We start from the raw sequence: 14,508 nt of genomic DNA, 5'->3' as shown, positions 1-14,508 counted from the left end.
AGAGTCGGTTTCGAAACTCATGACTGGCGGGCCAGTCGCCTCACGAGGAGCATGACCGAGGCGGCGTAAAGGAAGGTGGCTGCTGAATTGATGGTGGCCTCGAAGTCCTTTGCCAGGCGCCGGTTGCGGCAGATCCACGCAAAGAAGCGCTCGACCACCCATCTGCGTGGCAAGACGGCAAAGCCGACCTGATCCGGGGGCTTCTTGACGATTTCGACGATGATGTTGGTGGCGGTGGTCACGCGCTCATGATTGTAGCCGCCATCGGCCCATACATGTTTGATGAAGGGGAGCAGAGGGCGCGAGATCTGTAGCAGTGGTCCGCCGCTGTCTCTGTCCTGGATGTCGGCCGGATGCGGCTCGACCAGTAGCGGCCGCCCATCGGTATCGACCAGTGCATGGCGCTTGCGCCCTTTGATCTTCTTTCCTGCATCGTAGCCACGCGGGCCGCCGGCTTCGGTGGTTTTGACGGATTGGCTGTCGATTATGGCTGCGGACGGACTGGCCTCGCGGCCGGCGCGCTCACGGTCCATCATGACCAGGGCATGGTTGATCTTCTCAAAGACCGAGCCGTCGCGCAATGCGGCGAACCACCGATAGACGGTCGGCCAAGGCGGAAAGTCCGAGGGTAGGAGACGCCAAGTGATGCCGCCGCGCAGGACGTAGAAAATTGCGTTGATGATCTCGCGCATCGGCCAGGCCCGGGGCCGCCCCGTTCTACAGGCCGCAGGCAGGTGCGGCTGGATCAGGCGCCACTCCACGTCCGTCAGATCGGTCTGGTATCGCGTGGCACGACGGTTATGCTGTTCACGGGTGGTCGGGGTCCACATGACATTCTCCATGCAGGTCAGCAAACCGCTTGGAATCATGCCAACCTCGACCGCTCAACCCCTTTCGAAACGGCCTCTTAGAATTAGCCATAGCCGGACATATTCAGGTGCAATGAGCGGGCGAATTGCAGCAAGACCCCGACCAATAGCGCATTGTCGGTCAGCTACGTTTATGGGGCCAACCGGCGCTCGAACCGAGACAAGAATATCGCCAGCTTCGGCCTTACGGGTTGGTTCCGTGCACCACGTTCGAACGACGGGGTACTTTACGCCAAATTCGGCTTTTCCTTGAAAGAACGGGAAGCCTTTACTGTTCTTATTATAAGTTGATGACGGCGGTGATTGGCCGAATATAGTTTCGGCGACTTCAATGATTGTTGCTGACACCCAAGCACTGGGCGCATCTGCTGATTCATTCACGCGACCAGCGCCCCCTGCAATTCTTCAAGAATGTCGTTCAGCCCCGGACCCAATACCTTGCGCGCTTGCAGTATGCCACCCCTGTCGGCAAGGCTGGGCACTTCCATGAAATCACGCGGCGCGATCTCGGCATTGGCGGCGATGAAGGACGCTATGGCGCGGAGCCAGTCTTCCTGATCGGGGGTGTATTCGCGGCCCGCCTTCTTCTCGCGCCCCATCCACAGGTTGAACCGCTGTTCGACGACGCTGGCGAAGGGCTCCAGCACCTCGGTCTGCCCCAGCGCGAAGCGGACCAGGCTGACCACCTCGGTCAGTTGTTCGTCCACCGGCGCGCCGCGCACTCGGGCGGCATCGAGCCGCTTGTAGGCCTGCCAGACATTCGCGGTGGTCAGGTAATGGGGCGGGTCGGTCAGGCGCTGCACCAGTTCGCGGATCGCGGCATAGGTCAGCCGTTGCCGCCCCTGGGGCTGGTTGTAGAGAATTTGCAGCGCCGTCAGCTCGTCGCGGTTCTCGTCGATGAAGGTGCGGAAACTGGTGATCGTTTCCTCGGCGCGCTTCATGTCGAAGCCCGCGCCGGTGACTTCGTCGGTGGTGATCTCGTCGATGACGATGTCAGTCTTTTGCTTGATGTCCTTCAACAGATTGCGGGCGGCCGGGTTGTCGAATGGGCGGCAGGCGGTATCGGTCAGCTCTTCGATGACGGCGCGTTCCTGCTCCGGCGTGGGCGCGGGGCCGTGGCGCGCCTCGATGGCGACCTGTTGCTTGTCGGCGTCGATGGCATCGAGCAGGGCGTTTGCCAGATCGCGCGGGGTCTTGCCGCCCGTGGCGTCGGCAATGCGGGCGCGGTCCTCGTCGCCCAGCTTGCGGTCGAGAATGGCGAGGCGGGCGGCGAGCGATGACAGCGCGTCCTCGTCGCGCCGCCCCATGGCGATCTGTTCGATCAGAGCGTCGAAGCTGAGGGACTTCTTGCGCTCCAGGGGCTGGGAGGCGTTCTTCTTGGTCTCGGACACGCCGACGGCGTCGATCAGGATGAAGCGGGTCTTGGTCTTGGCATCGGGCGTGACGGCCTGCAGGTCGGCGTCGGGGATGGTGCGGACCCCGCGCCCCTTCATCTGCTCGTAATAGCCCTCGGATTTCACGTCGCGCATGAAGATCAGCACCTCGACCGGCTTGATGTCGGTGCCGGTGGCGATCATGTCGACGGTCACGGCGACGCGGGGGAAGGGGTCGACCCGGAACGCCTTGATCATCGATTTCGGGTTTTCGCCGGTGTTGCGGTAGGTGATCTTCTTGGCGAAGTCGTTGCCCTCGCCGAAGACCTCGCGCACGGCATGGACGATCTCTTCGGCGTGGTTGTCGTCCTTGGCGAAGATCAGCGTCTTGGGAAGCCATTCGCCGGTGCGGTCTGGGAACAGCTCGGTGAAGACCCGGTCCTTGTAGGTCTGCAGGACGGTTCTGATCTGGTTCGGGTTCACGACGGAGCGGTCGAGTTCCTTGGCGGTGTATTCCAGATCGGCGTCGAGCTGTTCATAGCGGACCTTGCGGGTGCGCTTGTCACGCACGGGGACCTGGAAGCCGGTCTCGTCGGTTTCGACCTTGCCGCCTTCCTCGGTGACGCGGGTGCGGATGCGGTAGATTTCATAGCCAACATTCACGCCGTCGGCGACGGAGCGTTCATAGGGATATTCGGCGACCAGGTTCTGGTTGAAGAAGCCCAGCGTGTGCTTGGACGGGGTCGCTGTGAGCCCGATGATCGAGGCGTCGAAATATTCCAGCACCTGCCGCCAGAGCCCATAGATCGAGCGGTGGCATTCGTCGGTGACGATGAAGTCGAAGGTCTCGATGGGAATGTCGGGATTGTAGGCCAGCGGCAGAGGCTCACCGTCCTCGCCCTGCCACTTCTCAAAGTCGGACGCCTCTTCCTCTTCCTCGGACAGCTCCTGCCCCCTGAGCATGGAATAGAGGCGCTGGATCGTAGTGATCACGACCTTCGCATCTGGGTCGATCCGGTGGGAGTGCAGATGTTGGACGATGTATGTGTCGGTGAAGCGGTTCGCCGCGCCGGGCGGCTGGAACCCCTGGAACTCGCGCAGCGTCTGGTCGCCCAGGTTGTTGCGGTCGACCAGGAACAGGATGCGCTTCGCCCCGGCCTCCTTGATCAGCCGATAGGAGAAGGAACAGGCGGTGAAGGTCTTGCCCGCGCCGGTGGCGAGCTGGATCAGCGAGCGGGGCTTGTCCTCTGCCAGTGACTCTTCCAGCCCGGTGATCGCCTCGATCTGGCAGTCGCGAAGCCCCTTCGGATCTAGCGGCGGCATCTGGCGCAGGCGGGCGCGAATGGTCTCCGGCTGTCGCACCCAGTCGTGCAACGTCTCTGGGCGATGGAAGGCGAACAGGCGGCGGGAACGAGCCTTGGGGTCCCGCAGGTTTCGGAAGAAGGTTTCCTCGCCGGTGCTTTCGTAATGGTAGATCAGGAACTCGTCCCAGCGCGCCAGATGCTCGGGCGGGCGCGAGGCGTATTTCTCTGACTGGTCGGCAACACCACTCAGGGTCACGCCCGTCTTCTTGGCCTCGATGACCCCGGCCGCCTTGCCGCCGACGAACAGCAGATAGTCGCAGAACCCCGCCGGCAGGGGGAACTCGCGCACGGCGACGCCCAGCGCCGCTTGACGGTCCAGCGCCTCGCGATCCTGAACCACCCACCCGGCCTCGGTCAGCAGCCGATCGATGTTTTGCCGTGTGATCTGCTCTGGCTGCACATTGCCCCCGAAAATGTGTCGACCGTCACACTACCAGTCATCCGCTGATAGGCAATGTTGAATGCATGTCGCCGGCGTGGGTGGAGGCCGTCGACAAGATCAAAGACGGCACCTCGCAAGCTTGCCGTTCCAATTGGATAGAAACTCTTTTCGGCAACAGCAGCACAGATGCCCGGGCCATTGGTCCGGGCTCCGGGGATTACTACACATCGAAAAATGCCTCCACGACCGTCGCAGCGAGGTCATGGCCCTCGAACCCGATTTCTCCGACGGCTGAAGACCATGCCAAGCTCAAAGGCCATAACCTAGCACTTCAGGGAGTTTCGACCGATCAGGCGGAGCAATGGCGATTATGCCACCTCGGCCGCCGCGGCTTGCGGCGCCGCACTATTCTCAAGGCCTTCACCGTATTTGCGGATCAAGCGTGCGAGTTCCTCGAGGTGCTGTGCCTCTAGCTCAGGATCCTTGATGGACAGCATCATTTCTTCCACATTTTGATGTGCGAGCTCGATGCCCCCGTCGTCGCGTAGCCCGCCTACCACAGAATTCAGTTCAGGACGCTTGTTGCGAGCCTGATCAATTGTCGGTCATATGGTTTCAGTATTCGATTCCTTCTACACTGAGTTCCCGATAAGGCAACGTGGCTTTCTGTTTGTAACGGCGCTCCGGATCAAATAAACAGCTTGACGAGTTTTTGTGGCCTGGCCCCATCGCGCCCGGCTTGGGTCGTGTGCAACCGAGCTCAGGGCGACGGGGAGCCCAGCCTGATCCCGAGCACCGTCGAGGTGTTCGAGTCAACCTCATCTTGTGCTGCCAGCGTGCCAGTCTTGATCAGCGCCGACGGAGGCAAGTTCGCGGTCACCGGTGAGTTTTGCGACGCCTCCGGCATGCTAGGCGTCCACTCCTCGAAAGGACGGGCGAGATACAATGCCGGACCGATGCCGGGCTATGATCCGCAGGTCCTTTTGGCAGCGTTCCGCGCGACGCGGGAGAGCGCTGGCCCGATTGGCATCTCCTTTTTCCAGGCCCGACTGACCATTCCTCCGGACAGTGCACAGCAAGCTGTTGGTGCCGCGCTCGAATGGTGCCGTTGACCGCTGTGGCTCCAGGTTGGGAACAGCTCTGCCACCGAATGCCTGCGGCGGCGACGCCTCGCAGAGGTGCGGCAGGAAGAGGGGCTGGGAGTGCGGAGCTGACAGGACTCAATCGGCACGTCGACTGGTCTATTACTCGCTTCGCTCGCCTCCGCGGCCTTCGGCCTTGGTGCCCGCCTTGCGGCGGGCAGTGGGTGCTATCGGTTGTCTTGGGGCAGCTCTAAGAAGTGTCCATGAAAAACAACCGCGCGGATCTTCCGGGCGGTCATCAATCATCTGCGGTTCACGGGCTACATGCCTTGGTCGCGTGGCGAGCGATGGCAGCGGCGGTTCCCGGAGTTGACCAGCGACTGAATTCGTCTGGCAGGATCAACTTGTCGTATTTTACATCAACATGGAAAGACTTCAAAACGTATTCTGCAAGTGTCCGTTGGCTCGTTACTGCTTCGATCTCCACGGTGCCAGCCGGAACGAGCTTGCTCCAGAGCCGCCCTGCGGACAGTTCGAAAAGCGCATGGGTCGTTGGTAGATCGTGCCGGTCGTTGGGTGGGAACATCATGAGCATATGAAAGTGCGGGCTGTGATCGGGCTTCTCGAGGAGGCCCGCCCAGAACGGACGATCCGCGGGTCGCTGGTGCCAATTTCGCCCAAGCAACTCGCGGCAGACCAGCGCGTCCCATCGCCGGAGGCGGTCAGTCAGATAGAGACCCGAGAGGTTGCTCCCTCGCAGTGTCGCGCGGCCCGCGTCGGGATCCGAGAATGTAAGCGTCACGAAATGGGTGAACTCCCACCGCATGAGCCATCTCTGAATCTCGCGGGCTTGTTTCCTACGATCTACGGCAATCGGCCACTGCGTGAAGATTGCGCTGTGGCTTTTGTGGAGGTTGGACTTCATTGGATCGTTAGCCTGGTGTCTGTTCTTGCCGCGTTTGGTTCTGCTTATAGCGGAATCGAGCCGGGATGCTGTCGGATCGTGCCGGCTTAATAGATCGCACTGGGAATGAGTCAGGCCTCGCTTGGAGGCGGGTCGGATCCGGAGGAGCGCCTTTGACGAATTTTGCGGACGAGATGCATGTCAGGCAAGGAGTGCAGACCACCGGAATTGGCGCGCACTGGTCACGAACTTGCCACGCCTTGTGCCGAAGTTCCGGGCTCGCTGAAGTAGGCAGCATCTCGATGTGTGGCCTGGGAACCGAGCGGGGCACATCTTGAGGACGCAGCTTCCCCCAAGACAGGGGGTGTTCGTCAGCACGTGCGTAGCCTAGCGTTCACGCGTGCGATCAGGCCACGGGAGTCGAGGACATGAGAATCTCACACCTGCTGATGTGTGGCGCGCTCCTGGCGTCAATGATGACGCCCATGTCCGCGAGCGGGCAACACCACGAACCGCACCTCGCCGATGTCGGAGCAGCTGTCCTGAGCGGGGACTACGAGATGGCGGTCCACATCCTTGAGCCTCTGGTCGCGGCCGGCGACGCCGAGGCAGCGTTCGTCTTGGGACAGTTCTACTTCGGAGGCAGGGGTGTCGAGCGCGATCAGGCAGAGGCGGTTCGTCTTTACACACTCGCTGCTGAACAGGGGCATATCGATGCTCAGTTCGAACTGGGTGCAGCCCATCAGATGGGTAATGGAATACCGCCCAGCTACGATCAGGCGGCAATCTGGTATCGAACGGCGGCAGAGCGGGGACATGGCCAAGCCCAGCTGCGTCTGGGCACATTCTACGACAATGGATACGGTGTGGAGCAGGACCATGCCCAGGCCGCCCAGTGGTATCTGCGCGCGGCCGAACAAGGCCACGCCTGGGGCTGGAACAATCTCGCCCGCCATTACGCTCAGGGGCTGGGCGTGTCGCAGGACTTTGCCGAAGCGGCCCGGCTCTATCGCATTGGAGCCGACCTCGGGCTCGCCGCCGCGCAGTTCAATCTCGCCAGGCTCTATCTGGAAGGCCGGGGGCTCGATCAATCTCGCGAGGAGGCCATTGCGCTGTTCCGCGCGGCCGCTGCTCAAGAGCATCGCGAGGCTCTCGAGATGCTCGAGCAACTGGCGGTGGCACTGGAAGCGCCGGATACCTGGCAGGCAGACCCCGGGCATGTGACCAACGGCAGGGTGGAGACTGCCCAACCGGTGCTGGACTTTCTGGTCGCGAGACGCGCGGCCGGCAACTCGCTTCTCACTGCGGACGATGCAATCGAGCTGCGCCGGTTAATCCTCGAGGATGGGCAGTTCGACGAGCATGAGCGCGACATGGTCATGGAACTGACCCATCCCGACATTCGGGTGATTGTCTTCTATCCTGCGGGGCAGGAGGACCCTTGGGCGGGTGAAAACGCAAGCTTTGCCACCTTGAACTCCACTGTGCGACCGGAACTGCTTGGGATGATCGATGTAGCGCTGGAGGCGAAGTGGCTGGATCAGGACCTTCGGCCCGCGATCGCCGAGCTTGTCGCTTCAAGTCGCGTTTCCCCAGAACGCGCCATCCGGGCCCAGCGCTTCCTTTCGATCCGCGCAGCCGAAGTTATGTCAAACTCGACCTCAGAGAACCATTGGGCGCCGCTCAGAGCGCTGATCCTTGATATCGTGACGGTTGTTGACGAGATGGAGGCCGCTGGCGATCTTGATACTGCGGCCATCCGGGCGGTTCGTCACTTGGTGTATCTGGCGATCGATGAAGCGAACTTGGCGGTCGGTGCTGAAGTGCCCCGATTTCTTTACTCCTACATGATGGATGTTTAGTCCTGCGGTGTTCCAATTCCGGTTCACGCAATCCGGTGCGGATCAGGAGCACATCGAAGCTCGCATCCCTCACATCCGATGCCAGTCCAAATGTGTGGCCCAAACCCCGGTCGTCGAACCGGTAACCATCTGGCCTCAGGTCACGGCCAGCCTGGGGCCCCAACATAATAATTGTATCTGACTTCCCAGCCGCGCGCGCAAGACGGCTTGCCACAAGCCAGGCGGTCGAGAAGGCGTCGAACCGAAAGTAAGAAAGGGCCAACGCCGACAAGAAGGCCGGAGCCTATGACGCGCCCGCTCTAGCGATGGCCGCATCGCTGGCTGCGTGCATCTCGTTCTCGTTGATCATCTCAAGGCCCAGCGCCTGATAATTGACGCCTAAGAAATCGTTTCCGAGTTCGACCACGGCGTGCGCGTAGCGGGGATCGGCCTGTATCTCTGCAGCGTTCACGCCCACGAACACACGGTCGTCTCCTGTGTATCGGAAGGCATAGAGATTGATGCCGTTCTCCAATTGCTCAACGAAGCGCATATCGGACTTGAGGCGGGCGTCAGATACGTCCCCAATATTTCCACCAGTTTCGCCGCCAGTTGAAGCGCCGCTCCCTCCGCTGCTTGAGGCGAGGGCTATCACACCGCCGACGACCACAGCCCCGATCGTGGCGCAGACAACCGGCCGCTCTTCGCAAAAGGTGTGGTCGCGATCATCGCCATGGATGGCTGTTCCTGAGGTCGTATGGCAGGCAGCAAGCGCCGTGCAGAGAGTGGCAGCCAGTATCGTCCGGCCATGGCTGAACAGTGTCGTCATCGATATCCCCTTGCAGATTAATGCCCTTGTTTGATGTCTTGGCCCTCATCCTTGAGCCCTGATGGGTCGTATACTGCGTAGCTCAGCGCCAAGCGCGTCGACGACAATAGCGTAATGTCGAATCGTCGCCGGAATCCAGCGCTTTGGACACAACCCGCACTAAGATAGCATGCGCCGACGATTGAGACTGAACCATAGAGCAACTTAGTGGGCAGCGGGTAACAGAACGCGTTCCGTTCTGTTTCGGCCTTGGCGTTTTGCCCGGTAGAGCGCACGATCGACTTCGCTGAAAATCTGCGCAGGCTCGCGTGCACCCTCGAATAACCCCAGACCCATTGAGACAGTGATGCAGCCATACGGCGGATTGCCTGCGTGCTCGATCTTGGCGCTACGGATGCTGGTTAGCAATCCTTCGTAGAACGAGGCAGCCGACGTGCAGTCTCGATGGCATGTTGCCACCGCGAACTCCTCTCCACCAATGCGGTAGGCTCGATCCGAGCTCCGCTTGAGCGTGGCCCTTAGGAGGTCTCCGATACGCTCTAGAACGGAGTCGCCCTTGGCGTGCCCATACCGGTCATTATATTCCTTGAAGTTATCGACATCGAGCAGTGCGAATGCCTTCGTGCTCTCGTCGGTCACCGAAGCCATGAACTCTGGTAGCTCTTGAGCATAGGCTCGGCGGTTCATCAATCCCGTTAGTGCGTCCACTCTGGCGCTCCAAGCCTCGGTTATGTCGCTGAAGATCCATATGCGGCTAAATCCTCCTCCATTCTCGAGCAGAGCAACGCTGCGCCGATTGAACAGACGCCCGTCCTTGAAATTCAGCTGGTCTTCGGAAGGTTCTGTCGAACCATAGAGACGGTCGACGAGATTCATGAAGGCACCTGGATCGTCGAGTTGTTCGAGAACATGGGCAAGCATGGCCCTATCCCCTTGTTCGACAACCGACCGTGGAACCCGCCAGAGTGTTTCAAAGGCTTCGTTCATATAGAGGACATCTCGATTGCTCCCGATGATCAGCACGCCATCGGGCATGAGATCGAGCGCCCGTCGCATCAGCGAGGCGGTGTCCTTCCTCTCGCAAGATGCTTCAGGGTTGTTGTTCATGATACCTCCCCAGGATCGCTTCTAGCACCATGCTCCGGGGGCATGTCCGGGGAGGTTGCAGAATCCAGTTCCTCGGGACAATGCAAGGCGTAGCCCTGACCATATTGCACGCCGAGACCCTGAAGCAGACCGGTCAGCTCAGAGACCTCCACGAACTCGGCAATCGTCTGCATACCCATACTGGCTGCCAGCCGAGCCACGGATTCGACTATGATTGAACTGGCCGGATTTTCACGCAGTGATTGCACAAACTCCCCGTCGATCTTGACGAAGTGAACCGGTAGTTGCTGGAGGTAGGAAAACGACGCCATCCCACTCCCGAAATCGTCGAGCGCGAAGCGAATACCAGTATCAGCAAGCTTGCGCATGGCAGCTGCGCTGCGGCGAACATCCGAAAGTGCGGCAGTCTCGGTTACTTCGAAACATATCTGTGAGGCCCTAACCTCGGGATGCACTGCCAACAGGTTCGCAACGAAATCGTCAAAGCCTGATGCACTGAGCGTCACGGCCGAAATGTTTATGAAATAACATTGTGCAGCACGCTGTGAGCCGACTCGCCCCTGAAGATGCGCGAGCGCCTTCGCTATTATGTGACGATCGAGCGCCTCGATCAGTCCGAACCGCTCGGCTGCAGGAATGAAGCCACCCGGCGGAATGAGTGCGCCGTTGGCATCGCGCAACCTTGCGAGAACCTCAACAAACCCGGACGGCTCCGACCCGGACTGGCTGAGATCGTATATTCGTTGGCCAAATAATTCGATGCGATCATCTCGAATAGCTTGCTGAAGCCTTGTGGCGTTATCCATGTCGGAGAACTGCTTCCAAATGTCATCATCTGACGGCACCGCAAGCTTGGTTCGATCTCGTCCAGATTCCTTGGCCAGGAAGCACGCTGCGTCGGCCAACCCCAGCGCTGTTTCGAACGTCGTTCCTTCAGCCTCGGAGAAGCTCGCCACACCCACGCTCAGCGTCACACCATATCTTTTCCCCTGCCAGATGAAGTCGACGTGCTTGACAGCCGAACGAAGCTTATCCGCTAGGGAGATGGCATCATCCACATCGCAGTTTGAACGCACAAAGGCGAACTCGTCGCCCCCGAGCCGCGCCAAAATCCCGCTATCACCAACGACGGACGAAAGCGCGATTGTGACCTCCTGAAGCAGGCCGTCACCCGCAGCGTGTCCACACCGATCATTGACGATCTTGAAATTGTCGATATCGAGGTAAAGGAGCACATGCGGCCCAGGTGCTGTTATCGTCTGAGTTAGCCTGGCAAATTCACGCCTGTTTATGAGGCCAGTCAGTGGATCATGGGCGGCCTGAAAGGCAACCTCCTGGGACAACCGATGCGCCTCGCTGACGTCGTTTCCCTGAACGAATATCCCGGTTACATACTGGTCGGTATCGAAGATCGGTTGATAGACGAGATCAATATGCCGAAGCTCGAGAGGTCCGCCCGCGTCGCGTTGCAGTTCAATAGGCATGGCTTTGCCGATGAAAGGTTCGCCGGTTTGGTAGACGCGATCGAGCTTTGCCAGAAACCCTTGTGTGACGACCTCAGGCAAGACTTCGGATAAGGCGTGGCCGATGATCTCGCGATGACCAACCAATTGGTAATACGCGGCGTTCGCTAGCTCAAAGACATGCTGCGGGCCGCTAAGGACACATATGAACCCGGGCGCCTGGTGAAACATGTGATGCAACCGCTTGCGCTCGACATCAAGGATAGTAGCCAGTTCCAGTGGGGAGACGGCGGTCTGCGGAACGCCTGTGTTGGCCGGGGAGAAGGATGTCACGGTCTCTCGCCAACTGGGGAAGCCGGATACCTCGAGTGGGCAGTGCAGTATGCCCCAGATTGCGCCGTCGTCGTCGCGTAGGGGCACGTTGGTCACGGTCCACCTCCGCAAGGCCAGCTCGCCCCCTCTCGGCGAAGCGACTGCATATTGCAGTTCAGCAATTTGATCCGTTTGACCGGTGCGGAGTGCACGGTTGAACGATCCCAGCAGCAATGATGACTGCACTTCACCCGTGCCCGGAAACGCCTCAAGCAGTTGGCGCCCGAGTAGATTCTTCCGATCGACTGGAGCGACCATTTCATAGGCGCTGTTGCACGCCAGAACGACCAAGTCTGCGCCGAGTATGAGTGCAGGCGCAGGCCACCGGTCAAAGGCCGTCTGAAAGTCTGGGCAATTGGGAGCCATCAGGAGTCCTCGCTTCTCCGGAAAGCCAACTTACAACAAGAAATTGGGCGCCAAAGCAAAAGGCCATTTCACTACGAGGACGCAGTTAGCAGACCGTGAAGATTGCTTTAAAATTCAAGTTATACGGCACTTGGACTGCGTATTTTTTTGGACGAGCATCATCGATGAGTTCAGGCGGGAGGGTTTCATCTCCAGAGGCAACAGCACGGCGCAGCACTCATCAGCCATCGTCCAGCGGGCCACCCGAACAGGGGCATGAGCCGAAAATCGGCTGCATCTAGACTATCGAGAAACGTATCCAAGGAGGTTGGTTGTGCGACTTCACCTTTTCCAGCCAACTTGTCTGGCCGCAATCGCAGTGGCCTTTGCCGTTCCTGCCCAGGCACAGGAATGGTATGCGCGGGAGAGCCCGCTGATGCCTCAGAGCGGACAGGACGCAGCGATGTGTCACCTTAGTTCTGGTGAAGAACCCCCAATTGTGTTTTTCACATTTGAAAAGGAGCGAACACGGTTCGCGGTCATCGCCGAGGAGTTCCGGAGCAGGGACGACATAGCGGAATATAGCGGCACGCTGCCGTCCGGTGCGTCAGTGACAATGACTCTCGGCGCGAACCCTGATTTGGGTGCGGCTGTGCTCGATTTGGCTGACCGTGAGGTTGGCCTTTCGTTGGTGGATCACTTTCGAATTGAGGGCGAGTTTGGTCTGTCTGGTAGCGGCGTCCAGATTGCCATACCGGCACTGCCGAGCGCTAACCATTCAATTGCCCGCCTGCTCAAGTGCCTGGAGGCACTCGGATGACTGCCCACATATGGCATTTGGCAATAGCGATGTTTCTCGGAATTTCGCTCGCAGCGGGCCCGGCACCTGCTCACGCCCAAACCGTTGAAGACGGCCGCTCCGCTGCGCAGCAAGGGGAGCCTGACCGCGCCATATCCATCTGGACCGGTCTGGCTGAAGCTGGTGATGCAGAAGCTCAATTCTGGCTTGCTGAATCGAACTGGGGCGGATGGTGGGGCGTCCCCCAGAACCTGGAGCTTGTGGCCCACTGGCACACTCGTGCCGCCGAGCAGAACCACGTTCCTTCTTTCGTCAAGCTTGGCCATATGCACGCAGATGGAGTGCACTTCGCACAGAGCGACGACGCGGCGGCCACATGGTTTCGTCGCGCTGGAGAGGCCGGTGATGCTAATGGACAATATGCTCTCGGACACCTCTACTACCGAGGGAGCGGGGTGCCCCATGACTATGGAGAAGCATTGCGGCTCTGGCAGAGGGCACATGCCCAAGGGCACGAAGGCGCTCGGCTGGATCTTTGTGCCGAGATCGCTGATTTCTGCGAACATTGAGGCGAGCCATCGGCCGGAACATCTTGCGGAGCGTTGGCCGCCGTTTTCTGGCCTTCGGCAGCAGGATGGACGTGCGGGAATAGTTGCCGCATTTGCCTTGATCGGCCCGCTTACACCAGCGCGCGCGGCTACCGAGCTTTCGATATTGCCAGGTTTCGGACAGAAAAATGGCCAGCAACGGGTGTTTGCCGGCCATGTCGTTCTCTCTGCCCCCCCCCAACGGGGTTAAATACGCCCTTTACATCAGCGCCGGCTTGGCGCGAACGGCACGCTCGGCGTCGCCGGGTGTGGTGGTGCCGGAGACCCCGTTAACGGTGCAAGCGGTATCCCAGCCGGGGTTGGGGCAACTCACGCCAGCGTCGTTGCAGTCATAAGAAGCTGGGACCTGTCGACCACCAACGTCAATCATCACGACGCATTTGCCGTAACGCTTGTGGCCTTCGGCAGCCTGTGCGGATGTGATCGCCAGCAGCGATGCGAATACTGCGATCGTGGCGGAACGGGTGCTCAACATGTCTCTCTCCCTAATCAAATCGACGAGAGCAGGCTAGAACGTTAGACCTGAAGTGTCGATTAGCGTGTCCTTCAGCTGTCGTTCAGGTGGACGCTAAGCTCGCAACCCTGCGCTAGCGCAACGGGGTCGATCCCTGCTCTTGCCGAGCCTCGCATCACGCTTAGATGTTGAACCTGATCGATCCGCACCGCGCACCTACTCCACAACCGCCTCGAGATGCGCGCACCGATGCAACCCAATACCCCTGACAAGACCTGCATCGTCGACGGAGACACCATTTGGCTGGACGGCGAGAACATCCGTCTGGAGGGTTTCGACACACCCGAGCTGCAGAGCGCGATATGTGGCGGCCAGCGTGAGGTGGAGCTGGCCCATCGCGCCAGTTCTCGCCTTCAAGAACTCCTCAACACCAACAGCTGGACGGTTGAGCGCAGCGGGACAGACCGCTATGGCCGGACGCTTGCGACCATCACGATCGGCGGCCGCGACGTCGGGGAGTGGCTGGTCGAGGAGCGGCTCGCCCGATGGTGGCCGGATGGGGAGGAGTGGTGGTGCGATTGACGGCATGGATATGTAACAACGACGCTGCATCGCCCCGGTTCTAACTCTGTGGAGTGATTGTGATGGCGGCGACGCAGCTCGCGCGTAGCGGCCAGGATTCACTGGGGGTATTGTGGGTTCGTTGCGATTCGCAG

The 14,508-nt window shown here is 60.0% G+C and carries 13 protein-coding genes; 6 read left to right on the top strand and 7 right to left on the bottom strand.

Annotation, left to right across the window (positions count from 1 at the left end; translation table 11 throughout):
- Positions 1-17 precede the first annotated feature (17 nt).
- Together EO136_RS11765 and EO136_RS11760 are read right to left on the bottom strand one after the other, a co-directional pair.
- Entirely contained in the window at positions 18-830 is an 813-nt protein-coding gene (locus EO136_RS11765; RefSeq protein ID WP_127142346.1) for an IS5 family transposase, read from the bottom strand.
- Positions 831-1,246: 416 nt separating this feature from the next.
- The gene (locus tag EO136_RS11760) at positions 1,247-4,006 is read right to left on the bottom strand and encodes a type I restriction endonuclease subunit R (RefSeq protein ID WP_127144615.1); all 2,760 of its coding nucleotides are present in this window, start codon (positions 4,004-4,006) and stop codon (positions 1,247-1,249) included.
- Between the two features lie 65 nt (positions 4,007-4,071).
- Here EO136_RS11760 and EO136_RS11755 point away from each other — a divergent pair, with 65 nt between their 5' ends.
- Entirely contained in the window at positions 4,072-4,461 is a 390-nt protein-coding gene (locus EO136_RS11755; protein WP_127144614.1) for a hypothetical protein, read from the top strand.
- A gap of 372 nt (positions 4,462-4,833) precedes the next feature.
- A complete protein-coding gene (locus EO136_RS11750; protein ID WP_127144613.1) occupies positions 4,834-5,100 on the top strand; it encodes a hypothetical protein in 267 nt (88 codons plus the stop codon).
- Positions 5,101-5,383: 283 nt separating this feature from the next.
- On the opposite strand, the gene EO136_RS11745 is transcribed toward EO136_RS11750, so the two are convergent.
- Complete coding sequence (locus EO136_RS11745) at positions 5,384-5,995, bottom strand: hypothetical protein (RefSeq protein ID WP_127144612.1); 612 nt, start codon at positions 5,993-5,995, stop codon at positions 5,384-5,386.
- 464 nt (positions 5,996-6,459) lie between these two features.
- On the opposite strand from EO136_RS11745, the gene EO136_RS11740 reads away from it, so the two are divergent.
- Entirely contained in the window at positions 6,460-7,836 is a 1,377-nt protein-coding gene (locus tag EO136_RS11740) for a tetratricopeptide repeat protein (RefSeq protein WP_164730556.1), read from the top strand.
- Positions 7,837-8,119: 283 nt separating this feature from the next.
- On the opposite strand, the gene EO136_RS11735 is transcribed toward EO136_RS11740, so the two are convergent.
- The 3 genes from EO136_RS11735 to EO136_RS11725 form a co-directional block, all read right to left on the bottom strand.
- Positions 8,120-8,644, bottom strand: coding sequence for a hypothetical protein (locus tag EO136_RS11735; protein WP_127144610.1), 525 nt, complete (start codon positions 8,642-8,644; stop codon positions 8,120-8,122).
- A 204-nt stretch (positions 8,645-8,848) separates the two neighbouring features.
- Positions 8,849-9,751 (bottom strand): GGDEF domain-containing protein, encoded by a 903-nt coding sequence (locus EO136_RS11730; RefSeq protein WP_127144609.1) that lies wholly within the window; start codon positions 9,749-9,751, stop codon positions 8,849-8,851.
- Entirely contained in the window at positions 9,748-11,952 is a 2,205-nt protein-coding gene (locus EO136_RS11725) for a putative bifunctional diguanylate cyclase/phosphodiesterase (RefSeq protein ID WP_127144608.1), read from the bottom strand. Before EO136_RS11725 ends, EO136_RS11730 begins: the two co-directional genes overlap by 4 nt.
- A 313-nt stretch (positions 11,953-12,265) precedes the next feature.
- Between EO136_RS11725 and EO136_RS11720 the strand changes: the two genes are divergently transcribed.
- On the top strand, positions 12,266-12,751 hold the full coding sequence (locus EO136_RS11720; RefSeq protein WP_127144607.1) for a hypothetical protein: 486 nt from the start codon (positions 12,266-12,268) through the stop codon (positions 12,749-12,751).
- Entirely contained in the window at positions 12,748-13,299 is a 552-nt protein-coding gene (locus tag EO136_RS11715) for a tetratricopeptide repeat protein (RefSeq protein ID WP_127144606.1), read from the top strand. The genes EO136_RS11720 and EO136_RS11715 overlap by 4 nt, the downstream gene beginning before the upstream one ends.
- Before the next feature lie 238 nt (positions 13,300-13,537).
- Here EO136_RS11715 and EO136_RS11710 read toward each other — a convergent pair whose 3' ends face one another.
- Entirely contained in the window at positions 13,538-13,813 is a 276-nt protein-coding gene (locus EO136_RS11710; RefSeq protein ID WP_127144605.1) for a hypothetical protein, read from the bottom strand.
- A 228-nt stretch (positions 13,814-14,041) separates the two neighbouring features.
- Between EO136_RS11710 and EO136_RS11705 the strand changes: the two genes are divergently transcribed.
- Entirely contained in the window at positions 14,042-14,374 is a 333-nt protein-coding gene (locus tag EO136_RS11705; protein ID WP_246018353.1) for a thermonuclease family protein, read from the top strand.
- The last annotated feature ends 134 nt before the right edge of the window (positions 14,375-14,508 follow it).

This window comes from Pelagibacterium montanilacus (genome assembly GCF_003992665.1).
Classification (GTDB): Bacteria; Pseudomonadota; Alphaproteobacteria; order Rhizobiales; family Devosiaceae; genus Pelagibacterium; species Pelagibacterium montanilacus.
Note: the sequence above shows the minus strand (reverse complement) of the source record. Positions and strands in the feature narration are given on the sequence as shown.